Here is a 24935-nt window from a genome sequence, read left to right as displayed (position 1 = left end):
ATTTGTCACCAAGATTGGCTAGTGCAAATACCTAATACAAATCCGCCTCAAGCTGCCCAACGGGAATAAAGCACTCCTGCGGCAATAGAATGGGCTTCCCAGAAAAAATCAGCTTGCCCCGGTGCGTAAAGCGGTCAATCGCAATGCCAATCGGACGCTGCACCTGGTCGGGATGCACTTCGTAGTAGGTGCGATAAATGTGGCGGGCGGCTTGCAGCAGCGAAGGGTCGAGCAGTGCCGAAAAGTCAATCTGTTCGGGGCGATCGGCAACCCGCGTATCTACAGAAGGCGTGCTGCGAGTGGAGGACTGTTGCGACGTGTACACCAAAACTATCTCCCAGTGGTTTTCTAAATTTTCCCGGAGCAGTGGGCAAGCTAAAAGCGAATAGGAAGCGAACAGCTAGATTGAACCAATGGCTTATCACGGCTCATTACGGACAGCTTGATCTGGGTTCAATATAGTTCACCCATATTACCAAGAGCAAGGGAGGAACTGCGTGCCCATAAGGATAGCGAAAAATCTTTGAACAGGACGCACTGAATAAAACGCGATCAAACGCGCTCTGCCGAATGTGCTGATTTCTGGGGCGCTTGGTTGCTGCAATAGAAATTTACGCAGTCCCTGATGGGGAATCACTGGAATATCCCTTCATAGCAATGTAGTCAGTCCATAACCCAGGGTGTTAATCGTTTCATCAGCTACGCTTCCTTTCGGACGACAGTTCCAGTTGTTGTGCGATCGCCTTGAAACCGCTCTGCTCGCTTCGCAAGGATTTACTAGAGATTTCTTAGGTTTCTTGCCAGGGATGGGGGGTTCTGGATATCTCTCAGGTCTGCAACCCAGCCATCAGCAGCAAGAATAGGTAAACCGCTTGGCTCAATAGGGCTTTATCAAGCTCCTACGGCGGTGCAGTGGACTTCATCTGCATCGGCTCAATCCTTCAGTCAAGATTTCTAGTCAAGCCTTCTGGCGATTAGAGTCTTCAAGGTTTTTGGCTTCAAACCATCTCTTGCTTCGCAGTTTCTCGCTTCGCAGTTTATCACTTCACAGTTTTTCAGGAGGGCTTAACCTATGTCATTCGTTGTTTTGGCGCTACTGTTCCTGGGTGCGATTTTAGGTATTGTTGGTGGGTTTTGGGGGTTGGTGCTGGCGTTCAGCGATCATGTTCTTTGGGGGGTTGCCTACCTGCTAGTGCCGTTTGCGTCGCTGGCGTTTTTCATCATGCGCTGGGGGCGAAAGTCGGTTCGGCAGGCCTTTTGGCTATGGTTGTCCGGGTTTGGCATGGTGCTGCTGGGCCTATTGCTGAGTGTCCTGATTGGGCAAAGCCTGCCGTCTCCAACATCATCGGGATTTGGCGATGATCTATCGCAACTGCCGGAGGGCACTGTACCTGAAGCAGCAACAGAACAGCCCTCAGCCGCTCTGGAACCGTCCAGCGTCCTCAGCCCTCAAAATGGCGAATAGAGTATCGAGAAGTAGATGCCGCTTTCCTGGAGCGAGTCGCCTGACCCGGATAGCTCCACCAGCGGAATGCCCCAATCGACTCGGATAGACAGGCGATCGCCCTGTTGCCACAGCAGCCCAAGTCCAACGCCGACCAGGGTATCTGGCTGATTGTCGTTGCGCTGGCTGCTGTCGGCGTTCCAGACCGTGCCCGCATCGATAAAGGGAGCCAGTTGCAGCAGTCCGTCAATTTCAGGAACCCGCAGAATCGGTAGCCGTACCTCGGCTGAGAGCAGCGCTCCGCTATCGGTCAGCAGGGCATCCTGGCGATAGCCGCGCACGCTCTCAGCTCCGCCCAGCCCAAACTGTTCCAGCGCAAGCAGCGAATCGCCCGTCAACTGCACGTCGCCCCGCAGCAGAAATAGGGTGTCGGTCGCCAGCAGTCGAACCCACTGCCCCTGGCCGCGCCAGGCAAAAAATCGGCTATCGGGTTCGCCATCGTTTACGGTTGCGTCCAGCCAATCCAGCCCCAGGCTGAACTGTGAGCGGGCGGCGAGAACCTGCTGGCGATCGCGCTGGGTCCATTCCTGCACAAATCGGAGGGCGGTGACGCGGGTGCGCCCCTGGTCATCGGCTCCAGGCGAGGGAAAGCCCTGCTCATCCGGAATTTCAAACGTGGTGCGGCTGCGCTGGTGGGAGAGGGTGAGGCCGAGGGCAAATTCTTCGTTGGGCGATCGCCCCACAGGTTGTCGCAGCGAAAGTTCGGCATAGGGCGATCGCGAGGCAATATTCAGTTGATCAAATGGCTCTTCGATCACGTCGCTGCGGGTGGTTCCGGCGGCGATTCGCAGTGTGCCGTCCTGCGGGTTTAGCGGAATCGTATAGCTGCCCGAAAATTCGTTGCTGCCGCTGGTGCGCGTATAGCCCACACTCAGCCCATCGCCATAGCCCAGAAAATTGGCGTGGTTGAACTGCGCCCGCTGCCGAAAGCTGCCCACGCTGGGCGATCGCCCATTATCCAGCGTTACATCCAGGCTCACCGGATCGGCTTCCTGCACGACGACTTGCAGCACATTGGTTCCGGTGCGCGTCCCTGCTTGCAGATCAGCAGACACGCTGCGAATCAGTGGGTCAAGCTGGAGCAGTTGCAGCCCCTCCAGAAGCCTGTTGACGTTGAGCGGAGTGCCCGCCGCCCGCCGCAGCCGACTGCGGACGTAGCCTGCATCCAGCCGATTTAGCCCCGTCACGTTGATGGCTTCTAGGCTGCCCTCGATGACCTGAATCGTGACGACGTAGCCGTCGGGCGTTTGCGGCAAGACCTGATCGGCCGGGACAATCGCCCCCGAACTGATATAGCCACAGTCGATGTAAAGCTGGGTGATGGCCGCCCGTGCCTGAAGCACCTGGGCAAAGGTGAGCGGTTGTGCGATTAAAACATCCGGCGAGTCTACCCTGCGGGAACAGCGATCGCCCCCGTTTTCTGCCACGGTTCCCGACACGCGGCCCACCACGGACTGCTTCGCCACCGTTGCCAGCTTTTCGGCGCTGAACACACTGCTACCCTGCACCACAAATCGGGCGATCGGCAGCGCCTCAGGGATTTCCGCAGGCAGGTCTTGCGATGGCGGCTCTAGATTGACTGGCGGCAGCAGTTCCTCTGGCGGCGGCAGAGGCGGCAGCGGCTCCGCAGGCAACGGCGGCTGGGGCGGCGCAGGCGGCTGAAGCAGCAGATCCGCTGGAAGGGGTGGCAACGGCGGCTGGGGGCGAGGGTCAAGCGACTGGGCGATCGCCCCTGGCAGCTTGAAATAGCCGCCCAACAAGGACAGCCCCAGCCCTAGCAATAGCGTCCCTACACGACCCATCGGATGTTTGCCCAGAGTCTCCCCCGGCTGAAAAAGTTGGTAGCATCCTACCACCCAGCCCTCCAGCTTGGGGAATTCCCCCTCAGGGGGATTAAATCAGGGGGATTAAACCAGACACCAGATCCCAAAACGGCTCAGCACCAATCTCACAAAACAACTCACCCAGCCGAAACACTACGTTTTTCGTTTTTCCTTCTTCGTTTTTCCTTCTTTTCAACGCAAATCGCCCAGCAGAAACACTACCGGGCGATCGCACCTCATTTGTCTAAGCCGTGGAAAAGAAATTAGAACCTAGTAGGTCTCAACGTGCCAGCGTTCTTTGATGGAGCGCTGATAGTCCTTCCAGGTCACGCCTTCCTTCGCCGCAGCCTCAGCCATGGCGGCATCAATGCCGTCCTCCATGCCCTTCAGACCGCAGATGTAGACATGGGTCTTCTCATCCTTGACCAATGCCCAGATTTCATCCGCATGTTCTGCTACCCGATCCTGGATATACATCCGGCCACCTTTCGCGTTCTGCTGCTCGCGGCTGATGGCGTAGGTCAGGCGGAAGTTCTCAGGATACTTGGCCTGGATTTCTTCCAGTTCTGCCCTATAAAGGATGTTCGGGGTCACCGGAATCCCAAAGATTAGCCAGGCAAACCCGTTGAACTGATAGTCCGGGTTCGCCGCCCGCTCGTTGTCCTTGAACATGCGCCACAGGAACGCCCGGAACGGCGCAATGCCTGTACCCGTGGCCATCATGATGATCTTGGCATCAGGGTCGTCTGGCAGGAGCATTTCCTTGCCGACGGGGCCAGTGATCTTCACATCCGCACCCGGCTCCAGGTTGCACAGATAGGTAGAGCAAACGCCGTAAACCGTTTCGCCTGTTTCAGGATGCTTATATTCCAACTGGCGGACGCACAGCGACACGGTTTTGTCGTCCATGTTGTCGCCGTGGCGGGTTGAAGCAATGGAATATAAGCGAAGCTTGTGAGGCTTGCCCTTGTCATCCGTGCCTTCGGGGATAATGCCGATGCTCTGACCTTCTAAATAATGCAGGTCGCCACCCGACAAATCAAACGTAATGTGATTCACCGTGCCGATGCCACCTTCACCGACCAGCTTCTCGTTCGAGAGACACTTGCCAATAAACGGCGCATTCGGACGGTAAATGTTAACCGGAATCGTAGACTTTTCTTTTTCTTTAGCCTGGGTCATGGGTTTCTTCCCTTCCGCTTCAGGAGTTGGCGACTCGGCCACAGCAGCGGGAATCGCTGCGGCGGGAGGGGCTTCAGGGGCAGGAGCGGCCTTACCGTTGGCTTCGCTATCGATAGTCAGGGGACGAATGCTAACAATCTTTCCTCCCAAGCGGGTAATCCGCTGCATTTCCTGATTCATGCGAGAGTAGGGCACGGTGATAAACACGCTGCCGCTCCGACGAATCGGAAAGTCTTGTCTATCGGTTTCTTGGTTTTGGCGTAGACCTTCAACCTCGTAGAGGAAAAGGCGACTCCCGGATGGTGAGTTGGCAGCGCCACCTGCTGCGCTAGGGTTATACATCGTTATATCAATGCTCTCTGAACCAACAATGGATGAGGAACGTCGAGCGCGAGCGCAGATAAGCGTTGACGACCTGGCGGTTGCTTTCAGGCTTGTCAATTCCGGCATCTGCGAACCCGCATCCCAGGCGATTCCCAGTTTGCTATATAGCGTAGCATTGCAGGGGTTGCCTCGCTCACTGAAGCCCCAGACAGGAATAGACCCTGTCCGATCTGCTCTCACCATAGACGAGCCGCCCAGATGCAGATTGTTAAAGCCGTTTCAATTTCACAGCAATTTCATATTCCCAGGTGTCCCCATTCCCCTTAGCATAGAGATTAGGAACTTGGGCATAACCCGCTTACCTTGTAGGTTGCGGGGATTCTCTGGTAAGATTTCTAGTATCGCTAGTAGTAAATACTTAGTTGGCGACTAGTTAGCGCTTGAGAGCCGGGTATCCAGCTGGATGTTTCACCGGTCTGGTGTGCCATCAGTATTCAGCGGGCGCATGGTGCCAGCGATCTTGCTAGCAGCGTAATGTGCTTGATAGGGCAGCGTGCCTGAGAAGTCATGTGTGGTCATTCTACAGGCGTTGCTTAAACTCAGAACCTATGGTGCTTGTTAGGCGGACAGGTGCTTCTAGCGTTTTGGGTATTGCCTGGAGTGATCAGTTCGCACTCGTGGGCAGGTTGGAGTCGTGGGCAGTTAAGAGGACAGTTAAGAGGACATTTGTTTTAGAGGAAAGCTATGACCAGTAAGCCAGACCGTGTAGTTTTAATTGGCGTTGCCGGTGATTCTGGGTGCGGCAAATCCACCTTTTTGCGCCGCTTGGCAGATCTCTTCGGCGAAGACATGATGACCGTCATCTGCTTAGACGACTATCACAGTCTGGATCGTAAGCAGCGCAAAGAAGTGGGCGTGACGGCGCTGAATCCTAAGGCGAATAACTTCGACTTGATGTACGAGCAGATCAAAGCCCTGAAGGAAGGCAAGTCGATTGAGAAGCCGATTTATAACCACGAGACGGGGATGATTGACCCTCCGGAGACGGTGCATCCCAATAATATTGTGGTGATTGAGGGGCTGCACCCGATGTATGACGAGCGAGTGCGATCGCTCCTCGATTTCAGCGTCTATCTCGACATTGACGACGAAGTGAAAATCGCCTGGAAAATCCAGCGCGATATGGCAGAGCGTGGCCACACCTACGAAGACGTGCTAGCCGCCATCAACTCGCGTCGTCCTGATTTTGAAGCCTATATCGACCCGCAAAAGCAGTACGCGGATGTGGTCATTCAAATTCTGCCGACCAAGCTCATCCCCAACGATACGGAGCGCAAGGTGCTGCGAGTGCGCCTAGTTCAGAAAGAGGGTGTAGAAGGGTTTGAGCCTGCCTATCTGTTTGATGAAGGTTCAACCATCGACTGGATTCCCTGTGGTCGCAAGCTGACCTGCTCCTATCCGGGGATTCGCCTGTTCTATGGGCCAGATACCTACTACGGTCATCCGGTGTCGGTGCTGGAGGTGGATGGCCAGTTTGATCGCCTAGATGAGGTGATTTACATTGAAAACCACCTGAGCAATCTGTCTACTAAGTACTATGGGGAACTGACTGAACTGCTGCTGAAGCACCGCGAGTATCCGGGTTCGGCAAACGGTAGCGGCTTGTTCCAAGTGTTGGTGGGGCTGAAGATGCGGGCCACCTACGAGAAGCTGACCTCGCCCGATGCAATGCTGGCGGCCAAAGCTGGCTCCAATTAGGCAATCAAATTCAGCTAATGAAGCTCCTTTAGGGTGGATGATTGGCGTTCCTGGGCTGAGTCTGGGGACGCTGTTCTTTTAGCTTTTGCAGGAACGGGAGATGACGCTGGCAGAGACGCTGTGGCAAGAAAACCAGGATTTGGCGATCGCCTGTTTGAACCATCCTTTTGTGCAGGGCATTGGCGACGGCTCTCTGGACAAGGCAAAATTTAGCTATTACGTCGGGCAGGATGCCTTTTTTCTAGAAGCCTTTGCCCGCGCCTACAGCATTGCTGCCGCCAAGGCCCCTGACTGGCAGGGATTCCAGGTATTTCACAATCTGGCGGGCGGCGTGCTGCATGAGTTAAACTTGCACGAGGGCTATGCTGCACAGTGGGGAGTGGATTTGCGGTCGGTGCAGCCGGGAGCCGCCACGCGACGCTATACTGACTTTTTGCTGGCCACGGCCTGGAGCCAAACGGTCGGGGTTATAGCCGTGGCTATGCTGCCCTGCATGAAGCTCTACGCATTTTTGGGGCAAGCACTAGCAGCGTCGGGTATTCCCACCCATGCCTACGCCGACTGGATTCGCACCTACAGTAGCGCCGAGTTTGAGCCGCTGACAGTGCAGCTTGCCGACTTGTCGGAGCAGTACGCGACGCTTACGCCGCTGGTGCAGACTACTTATCGCTATGCGATGCAGTGCGAACTGGATTTCTTTGAAGCGGCTTGGATAGGGGCATAAAAGTTTATGGAGGTTATCTAGGCAGGGCGTTTTGAGGGCATCCTAGAGTCTCAGTTGGTCTTGCCTCTGCTGTGGCTTTGCCCATTGACTGAGTAGCAAAGCAATGCTGTGTGGGATTGGGTAACGTAGAAATCGTCCTGAATTTGGTCACTGCATCCGTCATCCACTGTCTTTGTGTTAGCAGTATGCCGCCTCAACCATCTGATGACGTGCCCTCTGTAGATCGGTTGGATAATGAAGCGAACTGCGACAGAGAATCGCTGAGCCACCGACGGCAGTTGCCGCTGTTCCCAATTTCTCAGCCTGGTGCATTGAGGTTAGGCGATCGCCCTGCCCCAGACACCGACCCGGCCGCGTTGCCCTATCTCCGCGCCTTCTTTGAGGAAGCGATGGACGCGATGGCGATCGCCGACGACAGCGGCTACTATATTGATGCCAATCCCGCCGCGTGTGAGCTATTTGGCGTTTCTTTAGACGATTTGCTCGGTCGCTGCATTGCCGATTTTTCCCAGGTCGAGTTTGATTTCCCAAGCGCCTGGCAACAGTTTCTAGAGAAGGGACACGAGCGGGGAGAATTTATTCTGGTGCGCCCTGACGGTACCGTGCGCGAGGTGGAATACGCCGCCACCGCCCACTTTGTGCCCCATCGACATTTATCGGTGCTGCGGGACATGACCGAGCGCCGCCAGCTAGAGCGCCGGGTGCAAGCCCTGAACCACGATCTGGAACAACAGGTTCAGCAGCGCACGGCAGACTTGCTGGCAACCAACGCCAGGCTGCAAGCCGCCAATCAACAACTGCAAGCCGAGATCCGACAGCGAGAGCGGGCCGAAATTGCCCTGGAATGTGCCGAGGACGGCGTGTGGGATTGGCATATTCCCACCAGAACGCTGTGGCTGTCTGGCGAGTGGAAGCGGATGCTGGGCTACGATGAGGAAACAGACGAGATTGGGGATCGCTTGCGGGAATGGAGTAGTCGGCTCCATCCTGACGACCGAAATCGGGTTTTGTGGGAAACGGAGATCCACTTGGCTGGGCGCACGCCCCTATTCCGCAGCGAATATCGGTTGCGAGCCAGAGATGGAACCTGGCGATGGATTCTTGACCGGGGCAAGGTGGTAGAGCGGGATGCGACAGGTGCGCCGCTGCGGATGATCGGCACCCATGTAGACATTACCGAGCGCAAGCGTTTGGAAGAGTCCCTCCGAGAAAGTCAGCAGAAGTATCGAACCCTGTTTGAAATCTTGCCTGTGGGGGTGTCGATTACCGATGCAGCAGGCAGAGTAATCGAAGCAAATCCGGCCTTTGAGCAGATTCTGGGGCTTTCGGCTGAAAAATACACCCAGTATGTCTGCGATGCATCAACTTGGGAGATGCTCCGTCGTGACGGTAGCCCCATGCCACCAGCAGAATGTGCTGCTGTGAGGGCGCTGTGGGAAGGGCAAGCTATCGTTGGGCAAGAGCAGGGCATCCGGCGGTCGGATGGCTCAGTTTCTTGGATGAGTGTGAGCGCCGCACCGATTCCGCTGAAGAACTATGGGGTGGCGATCGCCCACGTTGACATCAGCGATCGCAAAGCCGCCGAAATTGCCCTCCGCCAGAGCGAACTGCGGTTTCAGGAAATTTCCAACTCGTCCCCTGCTAATATCTACATTTTGGTGCGGCGACGGGATGGCTCCTGGTATGTAGAACACATGAGCCGGGCTATTGAGGAGATTTTGGAATACTCTGTGGCTCAGGTGATTGAAAATCCAGACTTGCTGGTCGAATGTATTCACGCCGATGACCGAGCAGCCTACGAAGCCGCTGTAGAACAGAGCCTTGCTTCGCTGGAGCCGTTTTACTGCGAGTGGCGCGTGGTGACTCCGTCAGGCAGCGTGAAGTGGCTGAAGGGCAGTTCTCGCCCCCGGCAGCGAGACAACGGGGAAATTGCTTGGTATGGCGTGGTGCTGGATATTAGCAACTTGAAAGCCGCCGAAGCCGGCCTGCGCCAGCGAGAACAGGAATTTCGCACGCTAGCCGAAAATGCGCCCGATGGCATCATGCGGTGCGATCGCCAGTTCCGCTTTCTCTATGTCAACCCCACCGTAGAGAACCTGACGGGTGTTCCAGCGGATCGGTTTATTGGCCTGACCAGTCAAGACCTTGGCTTTCCTGAAGCGCTGGTCAACCTCTGGCATGAGGCAATGGAGAAAACTTTCACCACTGGGCAAGAACAGGTTGTGGAATATGATATGCCTTTGCCCAGCGGGGGGCTTAGCTTCAACTCTCGTATCGTGCCAGAACTGACAGATGAGGGGGTTGTTGCATCGGTGCTAATCGTCGCCCGCGACATCACTACCCTGAGACAAGCCCAGAATGCTCTTGCTGCCCAGGCTGAGCGAGAGCGGGCGCTGCGGCTGATTACCCAACACATCCGCGAAACCCTGAATCTGGAGCAAATTTTGGAGACGGCGGTGCAGGAGGTGCAGCGGGCGCTGCAAGCCGACCGCACGCTCGTTCTCTGTCTTGATGGCGATCGCCGGGGGGTTGTCATTCAAGAGGCGGTGCAACCAGAGTATCCCCCGATGCTGAACCGAATGCTCAACCTACGGCGGGATGGCGACAGCTTTTTTGGGGACTGGAACCCAGCCGATGCCCCAGCCGATGCTCCAGACAATGCCCCAGCCGATACCCCAAACGATGCTCAGCGTGCGAAAGAGACAGCACTGGGAGATTGGCGCGAGGTGACAGAGCCAATAGCAGTTCAGTCAAACCTGGTTGCGCCCATTGCCAAAACGCTAGAGGATGGCTCCATTGTCACCTGGGGGCTGCTGATGACTCATGCCTGCGCCCAGCCGCGAGTTTGGAAGCCAGAAGAAGCGGACTTGCTGCAACAGGTGGCCAATCAGTTGGCGATCGCCATTCAGCAATCTAGCCTGCATCAGCAGATTCAGCGATGGGCCGCCACGCTAGAGCAGCAGGTGCGAGAACGCACCGCCGAACTTCGGCAAGCGCTGGAGTTTGAAGCCGCGCTCAAGCGCATCACCGACAAGGTGCGCGACAGCCTGGACGAACGCAAAATCCTGCAAGCCGTGGTTCAAGAACTAGGGCAAACGCTGCGGGTGCTTTGCTGCGACACAGCCCTTTATGATTTGGAGCATCGCACGTCTACCATCTACTGCGAATACGCAGCGACGGAGCAATCAGCAGAGGGCATGGTTCTCTCTATGAATGACCATCCTGACATTTACGCCCAGCTTTTGCAGGGAATCAGTCAGCAGTTTTGCTTCCGCCGACTTGAGGCTAGGGCGAGTCGCCATCTGATGTACAGTTCTACTATTTTCACGCAACCGATTTGGGATGACCAGGGCAGTCTGGGTGATATCTGGCTGCTGCGACCGCGCGAGCAGTGGTTTAGCGAACCCGAAATTCGGCTAGTACAGCAGGTGGCCAATCAGTGCGCGATCGCCCTCCGCCAGTCGCGGCTCTACCAAGCAGCGCAGGCCCAGGTTACCGAGCTAGAGCGGCTAAATCGACTGAAGGACGATTTCCTCAGCACCGTCTCCCACGAACTCCGTACACCTATGGCTAACATTACGCTGGCCACCGACCTGCTTGAAATTCACCTCCAGCGAGCGGGGCTGCTGCCAGCGCCAAACCAACACACCCCCGTCCCCATTGCTCAATATTTTCAAATTCTCAAAGACGAGAGCCAGCGCGAAATCAGCCTGATCAACGACCTACTCGACCTCGCTCGAATCGACGCAGAGGCAGAGCCGCTTGTGTTTAGCACCCTCACTCTGCAAGATTGGCTGCCCCATGTGCTAGAGCCATTTTTAGATTGGGCCCAACATCAACAGCAGCGGCTAACCTTGTCGCTAGCGCCCGATTTTCCCCCAATTACCACTGACAGAACATTGCTTCAGCGGGTGCTGCGCGAATTGTTGAACAATGCCTGCAAATATACCCCCCCTGGCGAGGCAATTGAGGTGTCGGCAGCGGCAAGGGAAACCCACCTCCACCTGTGCGTAGCGAATACGGGAGTAAACCTACCCGCCACTGAGTGCAATTGCATCTTTGATCGGTTCTATCGCATCCCCAACCTCGATCCCTGGAAACACGGCGGCACCGGGCTAGGGCTGACGCTAGTCAAAAAACGGGTGGAATATCTGGGCGGCGTGATTTGGGCCGAATGCGAACCCCAGCGGCTCAGCCTGAAGATTCAACTGCCCCTAGAGCGATCGCCCCTCCCCTAAAATCCCCAAGCCCTGCGCTAAAACTTCCAGGTATGCACTGAAGACGCTCTCTTGCGTTTAGCTTTCAGGCTTAGCTTTCGGGGGCTTCGTCCTCGGCATCTGGGTCTTCCGCTTCGCCAGAGGGCGGCACTAGCGCCACATCGGCGATCGCATCGTCTTCATCGAGCCGCTGCACGCGCACCCCCGTCGCTGCCCGCGACTGACAGGAAATCGCATTCACCACCTGGCGGATGATAATGCCCCGGCTCGTCACCAGGATCATCTCGTCATCCTCATTCACCACCCGCAGGGCCGCCAGTTCATCGCCCGCCTTGCGGAAGCGAATTGCCCGCAGCCCCATGCCTGCCCGCTTTTGCAGCCGGAACTGATTCACCGGGACGCGCTTGCCCAGCCCACCTGTGGTGATGACCAGTACCCACGGGCCCTGAGCCGTGCTGCATTCCTCCTCGGAAATTTCGGCATCGCTGTCTGTATCATCGCCTTCGGCAATAGTTTGCACCACCTGGCTGGGTAAGATATCCATGCTGATTAGCTCATCGCCCTCGCGCAGGCTCATGGCTCGCACGCCGCGAGTGGGGCGACCCAGGGGGCGCAGTTGCTCATGATCGGTGCGGAAATGAATCGTCATGCCCTTGCGAGAGCCGATGATGATGCTGTCGTCTGCGGTGGTTAGGCGCACCCAGCGCAACTGATCGCCGTCTTCCAGAGAAATCGCAATCAGCCCATTGGTGCGGATGTTGCCAAAGGCCGAAAGCTGCGTCTTTTTAATGAAGCCCTTCTGGGTCAGCATCACCAGATAAAGATCATCGGTGAATTCGGTCACTGCAACGACAGAGGTAATTTTCTCCTCCACAGGAATCGGCAGCAGTTGCACGATGGGCACGCCGCGAGACGTGCGGGACCCCGTGGGCACCTGATAGGCCCGCAGGCAATAAGCCACGCCGCGATCGCTAAAAAATAAGATATTGTCGTGGTCGTTGCAGGTCAGGAAGTGATCAATGCCATCATCTTCCTTCATACGAGTGCCGGACTTGCCCCGCGTCGCCCGGTTTTGCGCCTCGAAAGTGCTGACGGGCATCCGCTTGATGTAGCCCTGCTCCGTTACGAGAATGATGGCCCGTTCGTTGGCGATCAGGTCAATATCGCCCAATTCGCCATCGAGGGGTTCGATTACCGTGCGACGCGGGGTGGCGTGGGCTGCTTTTAGCTCCACTGCTTCGTCCCGAATAATTTGTAAAATGCGCTCCCGGTTGGCCAGGATATCTTGCAGGTCGGCAATTTTGACTTGCAGTTCGTCGTGTTCTGCCTGAATTTTGCCTGCCTCTAGCGCGGTGAGGCGGCGCAGTTGCATTTGCAGAATCGCGTCGGCCTGCGCTTCCGACAGGCTATAGCGCTCCATCAGCTCTTGCTTTGCGGTGGGCGTGTCGGCTGCGCCCCGAATTAGCGCGATAATCTCATCCAGATTCGCCAGGGCAATCAGATAGCCCTGCAAAATGTGATCGCGCTCCTCTGCTTTTCGCAGTTCATAGCGCGTGCGGCGCGTAATCGTTTCGATGCGAAAATCGAGGAACACTTGGAGGGATTCTTTCAATCCCAAAAGCTGCGGTTCGCCGTTCACCAGAGCGAGCGTGTTGACTCCAAAATTGGCTTGCAGCGGCGTTTGCTTGTAGAGGTTATTGAGGACGACGCGGGGATAGGCATCGCGGCGTAGTTCAATCACGATTCGCATTCCGTCGCGATCGCTCTCATCGCGGATATCAGCAATACCTTCCAGCCTGCGCTCGTTCACCATTTCGGCGATTTTCTCGATCAGCCCAGCCTTATTGGTCTGGTAGGGCAATTCGGTAATGATGATAGCCTCGCGATCCGGTGCGCCACGCCGCTCGATGGTTTCAATGGTGGCTACGCCGCGCATGGTGATGGAGCCGCGCCCGGTGGCGTAGGCTTCGCGGATGCCGCTCGTACCCAGAATAATGCCGCCGGTTGGAAAGTCGGGGCCAGGGATAATTTGCATCAGTTCGGCATCGGTCATGTCTGGGTTGGCGATTAGCGCCACCAGCCCGTCTAGCAGTTCACCCAGGTTGTGGGGCGGGATATTGGTGGCCATGCCGACGGCGATGCCGGACGAGCCATTGAGCAAAAGCTGAGGGATGCGAGCAGGCAGCACTAGCGGCTCTTGCTGCGACCCGTCGTAGTTGGGTACAAAGTCTACTGTTTCCGACTCGATGTCTTGCAGCAGCGCGTTGGTGGTAATGGCCCGCAGACGACACTCGGTATATCGCATGGCGGCGGGCGGGTCGTTGTCCACAGAACCGAAGTTGCCGTGCCCATCGACGAGGGGCGATCGCATCGAAAAATCTTGCGCCATTCGCACCAGCGCGTCATACACTGCCGTATCGCCGTGGGGATGGTATTTACCAATCACGTCGCCCACGACGCGGGCGCATTTGCGAAAGGGGCGATCGGGCGCGAGGCCCAGTTCGTGCATGGCGTAGAGAATACGACGATGAACGGGTTTAAGACCGTCTCGCGCATCAGGAAGCGCCCGCCCTACGATCACGCTCATGGCGTATTCCAGGTATGACCGGGACATTTCCGTGCGGAGGTCTGTGGGCACGATCCGGTCTTGGGGCGACTCCGAGGAGAAAGTCATAGATTGAAATGCTCCGAAAAGGGTGAGAAGGGGACTAAAAGCCGAGCGTTACGACCTGCGTTCTGCATTACCGCTGTGCATTGCAGTTTTGCATTGCAGGCTAGATCAAGTTCTGGATTGATACCGTCAACCCGCGTCTAGAGAGATAAGCCTACATATTTCTTTACAGACACAGCATCGCTCTGCTTCCGACCGCATCAAACAGGCTGGACTTGGTTCTAGATGAGGACTTGAAAAGTACCCAAAAGGCTTGAAAATCAAGCATTTCAGCATATCAAATTATAGCACACCCCCTTGTCTTGCCGGAGCCTGAGCCGGGGCACTGGGCGATCGCCCCAAAGCCCTGACCGCTCAACCCGTTCACCCGATTGCCTGAGCTAGAGCGGCTCGCTCTGCTAGGAATCCCTCCCGGAGGGATTTGTTGCAAATCGACACTTTTTATTTGGCATATCCGGAGAAAATTGTGACACTACTGTAGTCACTCGTGCCAGTTGCTCAAAGCGATTCTGCATCCCCCGCAGACGCTTGCTCCGAGCAAACGCTGTCTAGGCGCAGCATAGACGCTGCAAGCGGTTCAGCAAGTTCTCTGGGGTCGCGGCTGGTCTCTAACACCTGTCATCAACCAAGGGCGCAACTATGGCGATTATTCAGCTAACCGCGAAAGTTCGAGATTTTCGAGCCGATCATCCCGATTTTGAAAATAAGCGGACCCCGCTAGAAACAGGACTGGTGCTGCCCATTTTAGGCGAGGATAACAAGCCCGTCTTTAACGAAGGGCGATCGCCCCGCAGTCATACCGTTACCAGCAAAAATACCTTTGACCAATGGTTTCGCAGCGTTCCGGGTGTGAACGCCGAAACTGAGATTCAGCTAGATTTAGATAATGGCGCAGCCCAGCCCAGCGGCACCTATCGCTATCATCGCGAGAGTTTTTTCCCAATTGACAATCGATTGTTTGGCAACCTAGATCGAGAGCTGTTTCAACTGGATAACGGCCTTCCCAGCAATACGCTCTCGCCCATTGGCGAACGACTGAGAACGAAAAAGAACCAGAACACCAATCCTGACGATCGATTTAACCTGACCACGCCCGGAGCCTATCGCCATCCCGATGACGGCTTGTTCCACAACTACCATTTCACGCTGGAAACCTCGGCCAAGTTTACCTATCAGGGCACGGAGGAGTTTGTCTTTGAGGGCGACGACGATCTGTGGGTGTTTATTGGCAATCAGTCCATCGGCGGTGGACGCACCGGAGCTTTGCTCGCCATTGATATCGGCGGGGTGCATGGCAAAGAGCGCCGCAAGCTCGACCTCCGCCTCAACAATCCCCAAAATCAGGCCGCCGACCCCAGCCGCCGTCTGAAGCTCAACTTGCGTCAGCATTTGGGGCTGAACCTTAGCGATGCCTACGCGCCGCTGAATCTAGAGCTGACCGTCGGCGAAACCTACGAATTTTTCTTCTTTTTTGCCGAACGCCACACCCATCGCTGCACCTTTCGGATTGAAACGTCGCTGCTGCTCAAGCCGCTGCCCCGTGTCCGAATTGAGGCGACTCAGCCCAATGCAGTAGAGCCGACTCCCTACGCGGCGGCTGTGCCTGGACAGTTTCGCATTAGCTTGGCGGATGGTGAAACGGCTCCGGCAGGCGGCCTATGGGTGCGCTATCGGCTGAAGGATCTGCCTGCGCCGCGCATGGCGATCGCCCATCAAGACTTTGTCCTCTCGTCGCCCGCCATGCCCCCCAGCAGCGATCGCGTGCTGATTCCCGCTGGGCAAACCAGCGTGCTGCTGACCGTCACGCCGCTGGATGACAATAACCCTGATGAGGGCCGCGAAGAGGTGTGCGTGGAGCTATTGGGCTACGAAAACGGTGGCTATCAACTGGGCGATCGCACGGAAGATACCGTGTTCATTGCCAACTACGCGCCGCCCCTCGCCACCGTGCAAAAGCTGCGGGATGCCATCGAGCCACGCCCCGGCGAAACCATGACCGAAACCCATGTCGGTCTGTTTGAAATCTCGCTGGCGGGCGATCTGCCGCTAGAAAATACGCCCGTGCGCTATCGGGTCATCGAAACACCGGGACTGCCCGCCGCCACTCCAGGCTCGGACTATGAACCCCTGAGCGGCACGGTGATGATCAATCGCGCCACCCGCAAAGCCCAAATTCGCGTCGTTGCCAGAGCCGATGTAGCGGGCAACGAAGGGGTGGAATACGTCTCTATTGAGCTATTGCCCCAGGTCGATTACCGCCTTCCCGCCGTGGGTGCAGCCGGACGCACCGCCATGCTATCGATTACCGACCCAGCGCTGCCGCCGCCGCCGCCCCCCCTCGTCCGCATTTACGCCGTGCGTGAGGCGCTCGAACCCCGACCGGGTGAAGCCCTGACCGAATTTCATGTGGGATTGTTTGAGGTCAGCCTGGAGGGGGCAATTTTACAAGACCAGACGACGGTGCGCTATCGGGTGATCATGCCCGCCGACGTGCGAAACGCCACTCCCGGTCAGGATTATGAACCCTTGAGCGGGGTCGTCACGGTGAACCGCGCTACTGGCAAGGCCCAGATTCGTGTCGTCGCCAGGGCCGATGTCGCGGGTGATGAAGTGAATCCGCAGGAGCATGTGGTGTTAGAACTGGTGCCGGATGTTACCTACCGCCTGCCCGCTGTGGGCGAACCGGGACGCAGCGCCCGCATCCGCATTCTCGATCGCCCGGTGCCGCCGCCCCTGCCCATCGCCCGGATTCGCACCCTGCGAAATGCCAGGGAACCCTTACCCGGAGAGGCGATCGCCGAAAGACACATCGCCCTATTTGAGGTCAGCTTAGAAGAAATTGCCCCTCAGGGCCAAACAACCGTGCGCTATCGCGTCATCACGCCGCCAGGTTTGCATCACGCCACCTTTGGCCAGGATTATGAACCGCTCAGCGGTGTTGTGCAGATCGATCCCAGCAGCCGCAAAGCCCATATCCCCGTGGTCGCCCGTGCAGATATTCCCGGCGACGAAGCCGCCACACCAGAGCATGTCGTTCTGGAACTGCTGCCCGATGCGGCCTATCGCGTGCCCAATCCGGGTGAACCCGGACGCACGGCTGCCATTGTGATCACAGATATGCCGATCGCCACGCTCCAAGCCACCCAGCGCTGGACGAAAGAACCCAAAGATGCCCAGGCGCAAAGAACCATGCGCCCTGCCGACAAGGGCAAATTTGTGGTGACGGTGCGTCCCAAACCGCCTGCGCCAATGTTTGTGAACTATGTGGTGAATCGCAATGCCCGCAAGGCCGCGCAGCCCCGGGACTATACCCTCGACCCGCCCCAGCGCGTCCGCATTGACCCCCAAACGGGGCAGGGCATTATCTGGGTCACGCCTCACGCCGACAATCAAGATGAAGACAACGAGCGCGTAGTCCTACAACTGCGTCCGGGTGACGGCTACCTTCCCCATTGGGAATTACCCCAAATCACTGATGTGGTGGTGATTCAAGACACCCGCCCCCGCAACCCAGTGGACTCCAACCCTGATCCGGGGGATATCGTCTTCCCGCAGCCTATCTAGTTCGCTGAGAGATCCCCCTTAAATCCCCCTGCGTCAAGGGAAACCTCTGACCTGCCCTGGTTTCCTCCTTTTCAACGGGAACTAAGGGGGATCTCCTGGAACTTCTCCAAATACTGCTCCGCTGTAGAAGACTCTGAAGCCCCCTTGGCTCGGAGGCTACCCGCAACATTGCCAGAAGCCCGCCGAGCCTGGGATCGGCAATCCAAAATCCGCAATCCAAAATCCAAAATCTAGCCCCCCATTCTTCAAAAATCATGCCTCTTCCTTTCCCCAAAACGCTTCCTGCCCTGAAACTCAGCGGTCTGCTGCTGGCAACGGTCGGACTGGCGGCCCAACCCAAAGGGGCGATCGCCCAATCTGCTCTCCCGGAGGGCAACCCGATGGCTCAGGTCACGTCCGTCAGCGAGTTTGCCGACGTTAGCCCCGGCGACTGGGCCTACGAAGCACTGGCCTACCTGGCGAATAGTGAGCAGCAAGGCGGATTAGACTGTCTGGAGGGCTACCCAGACGGCTCTTTTCGCGGGCGACAAGCCTTGACCCGCTATGAATTTGCCGCAGGTCTGGCCTCCTGTCTGGATGCAGTCATCGGGCGGCTGGAGAATCTTGACCCGGAAGCCCTGGCGCGAATCGAAGCGTTGCAGCGAGAATTTGCCCGCGAGTTGGCAGATTTGCGGGGTCGCGTGGATGTTTTGGAAGACCGAACAGCAGAACTCGAAGCCAATCAGTTTTCCACCACTACGCGGCTGGCGGGTGAAGCAATTCTGGATATCAATGACCTGTTCGGTGACCAGTTTGAAGCCTTTGGCAACAACACGGTGTTTCAGTACCGCACTCGGCTGAATTTTCAGACCAGCTTTAGCGGCGATGACCTGCTGCAAACCCGCTTGACGGCAGGCAATCGGCAGCCCCGGACAGTCGTGGGCAGCTTTGGCAATCCAAATGTGGTTCCTAATGTGGTGCCTGTCGGCACTGCTGAAGGAGTACTCGTACCTGCAATTGGCGGTGTCACCAACAATAATGTGCAGGTGGATCGGCTGACCTATGGCTTTAGCCTGGGGCAACGCCTGAGTGCCTATGTCGCGGCGATCGGCGGCACCCACCAGGCCTACGTCCACAGCACCCTCAGCCCCTTCTTCAACGATGCCGATGGCGGCAATGGTTCCCTGTCGCCCTTCAGCCAATACAGCCCGATCTATCGCATCGGCGGCGGCACGGGATTTGGGTTCAACTATCGCTTTGACGACGCGGGCACGCTGTCGCTGTCGCTCGGCTACCTGGCCGACAACGCCGCCAATCCTGGCGAAGACAGCGGCTTTTTTAACGGCGACTATGCCGCGCTGGGGCAACTCACCTTCGCCCCCAGTCAGGATTTCAACATCGGACTAACCTATGTCCACGGCTACCATACGGAAGTCGCCAATAGCGGCATTTCCACACCCAACGCCATCTTTGATCTGGGGCTGGGCAGCGGCCGGTTTTTTACGGGCACGGTTCCTGCGAACGCGCTGCATGGGGCGCTGGGCGTGCCTGCTGTCACCAATTCCTATGGTCTAGAACTGGCGTGGCGCATCAGTTCTGGCATCAGCCTCAGCGCTTTTGGTGGCTATACCAACCTGACGCTGCTGGAAACCGGGCGCGGCGATATCTGGTATTACGGGCTGGGGCTAGCCTTTCCTGACCTGTTTGGTGCAGGAAACCTGGGCGGCATCATGGTGGGCGTGGAACCCTACCTGACCGGGTTACGGGGTCAGTATACCCTTGCCAGTTTGGGACTGGAGAACGATACGTCGCTGCATATTGAGGCTTTCTACCGCATCCGCGTCACAGATAATATTTCGATTACCCCTGGCGTGATTGTGGTTACGGCCCCAGAGCAAAACCGCGATTTGTTTGATGCGTTTGTCATCGGCACGCTGCGGACGACGTTTCAGTTCTAGAAAAAGCGGATGAACGACACAGAAAACCTGAACCCGCCTGCGATGCTGGAGGCAATTCTTGCGGACACGGCCGCCCTCGATTTTCAGATGCTCTCGGAACCTCTGACGGGGGCGCTGCTGCGATCGCTCTGTGCCAGCAAACCGGGCGGGCGGTTTCTGGAACTGGGTACGGGCACGGGTGCGGCGACGGCCTGGATGCTGGACGGCATGGATGCCCGGTCTACGCTGTGGACGGTGGATTGCGAGGCAGGGCTGGTGGCGATCGCCCAGGCTCACCTTGCCGCCGATCCGCGTGTGTCTTTTTTTCGTGCAAGACGGCGGCCCATTTCTAGAGATGCTGGCGCAGCAGGGCGAGTCTTTTGACCTGATCTTTGCCGACACCTGGCCCGGCAAATATACCCATCTGGATCTGGTGCTTTCGCTGGTGAAACCAGGCGGGCTGTACCTCATCGACGACATGTTGCCCCAGGCAAACTGGCCAGAAGGGCACGCGCCCAAGGTAGCCGCACTGATTGCTGATTTAGAACAGCGGAGCGAGTGGGCGATCGCCAAACTAGCTTGGGCCAGCGGCATCGTTCTGGCTACGCGCCGCCCGTTTTTGCCGGTGCATCCTGAGCGCCGTTGAGATCAGGTCAGCTCAAGTCAGGTGTTTTTCAACCGTACGAAGACTGCACCGCGCTGCACTTTGGTATCGCTGCCGTAGCTGGTGATGGTCAGCGATCGCAGATGATCGAAAAACGGCTTGCCTGCCAGTTCTGCCAGCTTGAGGGCTGGGATGCGTTGCTCTAGCGGCTTGCGGACGCTATCCCAGTCGAGATAGAGATAGCCGTCGTTTTGGGGTGCGAGGGGGGCGATCGCCTCCTGGAACGATTGGGCAGTCACCAGCGACTTCTGGGGATGCTTCAGAATTTCGTCCATTGCCTCGACCGAAGTTGTGAAAATTTCGTACTTATCGAGCATGGTGTGAGCGCCCTGCACGTCGGCCTGGAGTTCTGCGCCCCGCCGCTTGCTGCTGGGCGAAAGCTGCGTCCAAGTGTAGACGCGGCGATCCTCCAGGGTAATTGGGCCGACTGTGAGGCCGCGTCGCTGGGCGATCGCATTCAGCTTCTCGATCCCCGCAGCGGTCTCCGGCGATTTCTCTGCCACAAAGACCCACTCTGGCTCTCGTCCTGGCGGCGACACCAGTCCCAGCGCAAACTCCCGATTCACCCAGGGCACTAGGTCTTCCTCAAAGGTCACGCCCCATTGATCTTCCAGCGCGGCGATCGGCTGGCCCAGCAGGGCCGACAGCACGCCATAGTCCTGCAAGCCCTCGGTCAGTTGCCCCCAAAGCTGGCTCAAGTCCGTCCCCGATGCGGAAAAAGGCGTAGCAGGGGGAATAAACTGCAACGCGCCGACGGGTTCCGTCAGGGCTGGCTTGTGGGCCGTCAGCGGTTGCCCCGGAGCCGCCAGCAGCGCCGTCTCTGCCAAAAGCCCCTGCCGCGCCAGTTCAATGCCCGCCACTAGACTCTCAAACTGGCGATTCTTGCTGCTGCTCAGGCTGCCCAGCGGATTCTGGCTGCCCAGCCACGCGCCTAGTTGCGGCAGGTTCACAAACGTCAGCCCAATCTGGCGCTCTGGCAGGGCCGCCAGCGCATCCTGATATTTCTGGCTGCTTTTCAGGCTTAGGTCTGGCGCTTGCACGTTGTTGATGGCATCGCGCAGAACTTTGGGATAGTTGGCAAACAACACGAAGCGATCGCCCACCACTGCGCTAGCCAGGGTCGGGGTCGGCGTTCCTGTTTCTGCCGATGTCGCCCCTGGCCCCTGCTCGTAAATGACTTTGACACCAGAATATTGCTCAAATACCAGATTGCTTCCGGCGATCGCCCGCTTCTGCCAAAAAAGCTGCACAAACTCCTTCGCCTGCTGCGGGTTTTCGGTTTCCAGTGCTAGCAAGTAGCCCGGTTGTTGCCCGTTGGTCGGAGTGCGGTCGATGTCGGGAGTGGTGACTGCGAGCGTGATTTCGTTCCCCAGCCAAGGCTTAATATCCGCGTCATAGCTCAGCCCGCGACTGGTCAGCAGCGTCCGCTCCAACGCCTCCAGTTCCTCCCGCGCTTTGCGGCGATCGCCCAGCGACGACACCGCCAGTCGAAACGCCCGCAGTTGCTCTGGCTTTACCAGCAGCGACACCATTGCCGGAGCCTGTTTGGGCACAAACATCGCCGCCTCCGGATTCGCAACTCGTCCCCCTTGCAGCAGCCGCAGCGGACTTTGCCCCACGAGCCAGTAAAAGCCTGCGATCGCCAGCAGCAGCAGCGTCAGCGCCACCGAACCCAGCGCCAGGTAAAACGAGCGAGCCTTCATGAACCCATACCAGCGAAAGTTTTGCCAAAAGTCATGCCAAAACTTAGTGTAGTACCGCAGGGGGATCGCGGATTGGCGAATCCTGGGAAAGTCGCCCCTGAACAGCTTTTCCCGCACAAAATCGCCACAATCTCTGTAGTGAACTTCACGCCAAATTCAATCTTCCAACCTCAACTTCCCAAACTCCAACTTCAATGACAGAATCAATGCCCGTTTCAGAAAACGCCGAACTCTCTAGTCCAACCGATCTTGTAGACATTGCAGTCGTCGGCGCAGGGTTATCCGGCCTCGTCTGCACCCAGCGCTTGCATCGGGCAGGCTATCGGGTTGTGGTTCTAGAAAAATCGCGGGGACTGGGCGGCCGCATGGCGACGCGGCGATTGCCCGACACCTGCGCCGACCACGGGCTGCGCTGGCTAGAAGCCCAGGGTCCCCAGTCGCAGCAGTTGATTCAAGCAATGCTGGGGCGTGGGTTAGAGCCGTGGGCAGGGACGGTGTATCGCTGGCAGCCCGACGAGTTCGTTCCCCTGCCCGCTCCTCCCCGCCATGTCGCAGCCGACGGCATCACCGCTGTCGCAAAACAGCTAGGCGCAGGGCTGGAGATTTGGCGGGGGCAGCGGGTGGTGGTGATTTCACCAGCAGCTCAGGGCTGGGAACTGACCCTTGAGTCGCTGGCAGGCGATCGGCAAACGCTTCTGGCAAAAGCGCTGGTGATGGCGATCCCGGCTCCCCAGGCGCTCGATTTGCTGCAACCGCTCAGTTCCGTTTTGGAGGCAGACTTGCTAGAGGCGCTGGCTGCGGTGCAGTTTAATCCCTGCATTACGGCGATCGCCTGCTTTTCGGAGGCTGAGCGGGCGCTGTTTGAAGCGTTACCCTGGGCAGCGGTGCAGTGTCCCCCAGAGGCTCCCGCAGCCTGGATTTCGCAGGAAAGTTCCAAGGGGCGTAATCCTGATTGTCCCGCGCTGGTGGTTCAGAGCAGCGCTGCCTTTGCCGCAGTACACCTTGATGAGCTTGACCTGACAGCCGCGGGAACGGCGCTGCTGGACTATGCAAAAATGCACCTGCTGTCGGAACTGCCTGCGCCGCAGATCCTGCCCCAAGTCTTGCAAGTGCATCGCTGGCGATATGCAATCGTGCGATCGCCCTATTCCCAAACTTATCTGTCGGCATCCCAACCCGCGCCCTTGGTGCTGGCGGGCGACTGGTGTAGCCCCAACGAAACCCCGAACCCTGGCATTGAGCAGGCGCTAGAGTCCGGCATTGCGGCTGCCAACGCGATTAATGTCCTGCTAGACAGCCGCCCATTGCCAGGGGTGGACTATTCTGCGCCTTCTTCTGCGCCTGTGCCGCTCCGGTTTTGATCGGTTTCTTCATCCATCTGAGATCCGCCAAAGCCCGGACGACGACGACCAAAGCGTCCGGTATTGGTGCGCTTGCGGAACTTGCGGGCATAGGCTTGGTTACGGAGTGCTTTTTCTTTTTTCTGGTTGCGGCGCTTAGCCATTCTTGACCTCGTTTTGTAAGGATTGACTGGGTTCAGTGATCAGGAGCGGATTGTGAAAAAATCTGACCTGTGGGCAAATTCAGGTGTAGCGCAGTGCAAAATAGCCTTTCTGCAACGCGCAATTCCTGAGATGCTAAATGCACAGAATCTCAATTCTATCATGCTCAGGAGTCACGAAATGTCTGCAACTAGATGGTCGAGCGATCGCTGCATATGGCGCTGGACGTGTTCGTAGCAGGCATTGACATAGGCGCGATCGCCCGCTGCTTCTGCTCCATATCGCGGAAACCAGACAGGTTTGCACACCCGCGTATGAATCGTCATCGGGAGTGGCAGGTTTGGCAACGGCCCCAGCCCCACACCCCACGGCAGCCCCAGGTAAACCGGAAATACGCCCGGATTTACGCCATTAATCCAGGGAAATAGCCCCCACCGATGCAACTGTTCCACCAGCGGATAGGCATCACCCAGCACGATCAGCGTGTCGTGGGCTCCGTGAGAAATGACCGGGATAATCGGCAACTCGTAGCGCAGCGCCAGCTTGACAAACGCCTGGTTGTTGAACAAACAAATGCGATCGCGCAAATGATGGGGACGAAACAGATCACGCACGCCGCCGGGATAGACCAATACACTGGCTCCCTGATCTAAAGCGGCGATCGCCATTTTGGGATGGGCCACTACCGCCCCCAGCTTTGCCGCCGATTCTGACAGAGACGGGTGCAGTTTCCACGCGTTGGCATCCATCAGCCCGTAGGCGGGACGCTCCACACCAAATCGCCGAAACCAGTCCAGCATCATCATGAACATATCGGGCGCTGCAAAACCGCCATTGTGTGCCCCCACTATCAACACCTGCCCAGATGCGGGAATATGTTCCCAGCCAGCGGTCTGCACCCGAAAGTAATGGTGATAGGCCCACTCCCACCAGGGCAAACAGGCCCGAATAAAGCCGGGATCACGCCTGTTCAGGCACCATCCTGGGGAAGAGGGCGGCACGGGGTTTTTGTCGGACTCATCGGAGGTCGAGCCAGGATTGGGTTGGGGATGGGCGATCGCGTCGGTTAAACCTGCTTCAGTCGAACTAGCTTCAATCGAACTAGTCGAGGTAATCGGGCGTTGGGACATACAACTGCCAGGGTGACTGCCAAAGTGCTACGAAACGCCCGTCGCATAGTTTTCTAGAACACATCGCAGATGGGCCGAACTTCACCCTATCATTGCTGGCTGCATTATTGCTGGCTGCCAATGCCTATCGCCCGACTGCCCATAAAATCAGCCTATAAAATCAGCCCAAACCCTCCCCACACGAAAAAGCGCCCCCCACAGGAGGCGCTCAGAGAGAAGCTAATCAGACAGACTCAGCAACAGCGAAGCCGAA

General features: G+C 57.4%; 16 protein-coding genes. 9 read left to right on the top strand and 7 right to left on the bottom strand.

Going from position 1 to position 24935, the window contains the following annotated elements; translation table 11 throughout:
* Positions 1-31: 31 nt before the first annotated feature.
* Entirely contained in the window at positions 32-250 is a 219-nt protein-coding gene (locus IGS16_RS05720) for a hypothetical protein (protein WP_068516326.1), read from the bottom strand.
* Between the two features lie 822 nt (positions 251-1072).
* Between IGS16_RS05720 and IGS16_RS05715 the strand changes: the two genes are divergently transcribed.
* Positions 1073-1465, top strand: a complete 393-nt coding sequence (locus tag IGS16_RS05715) for a hypothetical protein (RefSeq protein ID WP_297084091.1) — start codon at positions 1073-1075, stop codon at positions 1463-1465.
* Here IGS16_RS05715 and IGS16_RS05710 read toward each other — a convergent pair.
* A complete protein-coding gene (locus IGS16_RS05710; RefSeq protein WP_297084089.1) occupies positions 1450-3306 on the bottom strand; it encodes a ShlB/FhaC/HecB family hemolysin secretion/activation protein in 1857 nt (618 codons plus the stop codon). The genes IGS16_RS05715 and IGS16_RS05710 overlap by 16 nt on opposite strands.
* Before the next feature lie 291 nt (positions 3307-3597).
* Positions 3598-4851 (bottom strand): ferredoxin--NADP reductase, encoded by a 1254-nt coding sequence (gene petH, locus IGS16_RS05705; protein ID WP_297084087.1) that lies wholly within the window; start codon positions 4849-4851, stop codon positions 3598-3600.
* A 726-nt stretch (positions 4852-5577) separates the two neighbouring features.
* Here petH and IGS16_RS05700 point away from each other — a divergent pair.
* The 3 genes from IGS16_RS05700 to IGS16_RS05690 all read left to right on the top strand — a co-directional run bounded on the left by IGS16_RS05700 (position 5578) and on the right by IGS16_RS05690 (position 11553).
* The gene (locus IGS16_RS05700) at positions 5578-6591 is read left to right on the top strand and encodes a phosphoribulokinase (protein ID WP_297084085.1); all 1014 of its coding nucleotides are present in this window, start codon (positions 5578-5580) and stop codon (positions 6589-6591) included.
* A gap of 100 nt (positions 6592-6691) precedes the next feature.
* The gene (locus tag IGS16_RS05695) at positions 6692-7315 is read left to right on the top strand and encodes a TenA family protein (protein WP_297084083.1); all 624 of its coding nucleotides are present in this window, start codon (positions 6692-6694) and stop codon (positions 7313-7315) included.
* Between the two features lie 185 nt (positions 7316-7500).
* Positions 7501-11553, top strand: a complete 4053-nt coding sequence (locus IGS16_RS05690; protein ID WP_297084081.1) for a PAS domain S-box protein — start codon at positions 7501-7503, stop codon at positions 11551-11553.
* 70 nt (positions 11554-11623) lie between these two features.
* Here IGS16_RS05690 and gyrA read toward each other — a convergent pair whose 3' ends face one another.
* Complete coding sequence (gyrA, locus tag IGS16_RS05685) at positions 11624-14206, bottom strand: DNA gyrase subunit A (RefSeq protein ID WP_297084079.1); 2583 nt, start codon at positions 14204-14206, stop codon at positions 11624-11626.
* A 636-nt stretch (positions 14207-14842) separates the two neighbouring features.
* On the opposite strand from gyrA, the gene IGS16_RS05680 reads away from it, so the two are divergent.
* The 4 genes from IGS16_RS05680 (at position 14843) to IGS16_RS05665 (ending at position 20329) form a co-directional block, all read left to right on the top strand.
* Complete coding sequence (locus tag IGS16_RS05680) at positions 14843-17767, top strand: fibro-slime domain-containing protein (RefSeq protein ID WP_297084077.1); 2925 nt, start codon at positions 14843-14845, stop codon at positions 17765-17767.
* Between the two features lie 254 nt (positions 17768-18021).
* On the top strand, positions 18022-19704 hold the full coding sequence (locus IGS16_RS05675; RefSeq protein WP_297084074.1) for an iron uptake porin: 1683 nt from the start codon (positions 18022-18024) through the stop codon (positions 19702-19704).
* Positions 19705-19713: 9 nt separating this feature from the next.
* Positions 19714-20067: a hypothetical protein gene (locus tag IGS16_RS05670; RefSeq protein ID WP_297084072.1), complete on the top strand. Its 354-nt coding sequence runs from the start codon at positions 19714-19716 to the stop codon at positions 20065-20067.
* A complete protein-coding gene (locus IGS16_RS05665) occupies positions 20039-20329 on the top strand; it encodes a hypothetical protein (RefSeq protein ID WP_297084071.1) in 291 nt (96 codons plus the stop codon). The genes IGS16_RS05670 and IGS16_RS05665 overlap by 29 nt, the downstream gene beginning before the upstream one ends.
* A 17-nt stretch (positions 20330-20346) precedes the next feature.
* On the opposite strand, the gene IGS16_RS05660 is transcribed toward IGS16_RS05665, so the two are convergent.
* A complete protein-coding gene (locus tag IGS16_RS05660) occupies positions 20347-22050 on the bottom strand; it encodes a DUF3352 domain-containing protein (RefSeq protein WP_297084069.1) in 1704 nt (567 codons plus the stop codon).
* A 194-nt stretch (positions 22051-22244) separates the two neighbouring features.
* Here IGS16_RS05660 and IGS16_RS05655 point away from each other — a divergent pair, with 194 nt between their 5' ends.
* Entirely contained in the window at positions 22245-23411 is a 1167-nt protein-coding gene (locus IGS16_RS05655; RefSeq protein WP_297084067.1) for an FAD-dependent oxidoreductase, read from the top strand.
* Here IGS16_RS05655 and IGS16_RS05650 read toward each other — a convergent pair.
* Together IGS16_RS05650 and IGS16_RS05645 are read right to left on the bottom strand one after the other, a co-directional pair.
* Positions 23369-23554, bottom strand: coding sequence for a hypothetical protein (locus IGS16_RS05650; RefSeq protein ID WP_172358459.1), 186 nt, complete (start codon positions 23552-23554; stop codon positions 23369-23371). The genes IGS16_RS05655 and IGS16_RS05650 overlap by 43 nt on opposite strands.
* 171 nt (positions 23555-23725) lie before the next feature.
* Positions 23726-24682: a lysophospholipid acyltransferase family protein gene (locus tag IGS16_RS05645; protein WP_297084065.1), complete on the bottom strand. Its 957-nt coding sequence runs from the start codon at positions 24680-24682 to the stop codon at positions 23726-23728.
* Positions 24683-24935 lie beyond the last annotated feature (253 nt).

Source organism: Thermoleptolyngbya sp. C42_A2020_037 (genome assembly GCF_015272455.1).
GTDB lineage: Bacteria > Cyanobacteriota > Cyanobacteriia > Elainellales > Elainellaceae > Thermoleptolyngbya.
This window is presented reverse-complemented; position numbering and strand designations above follow the sequence as displayed.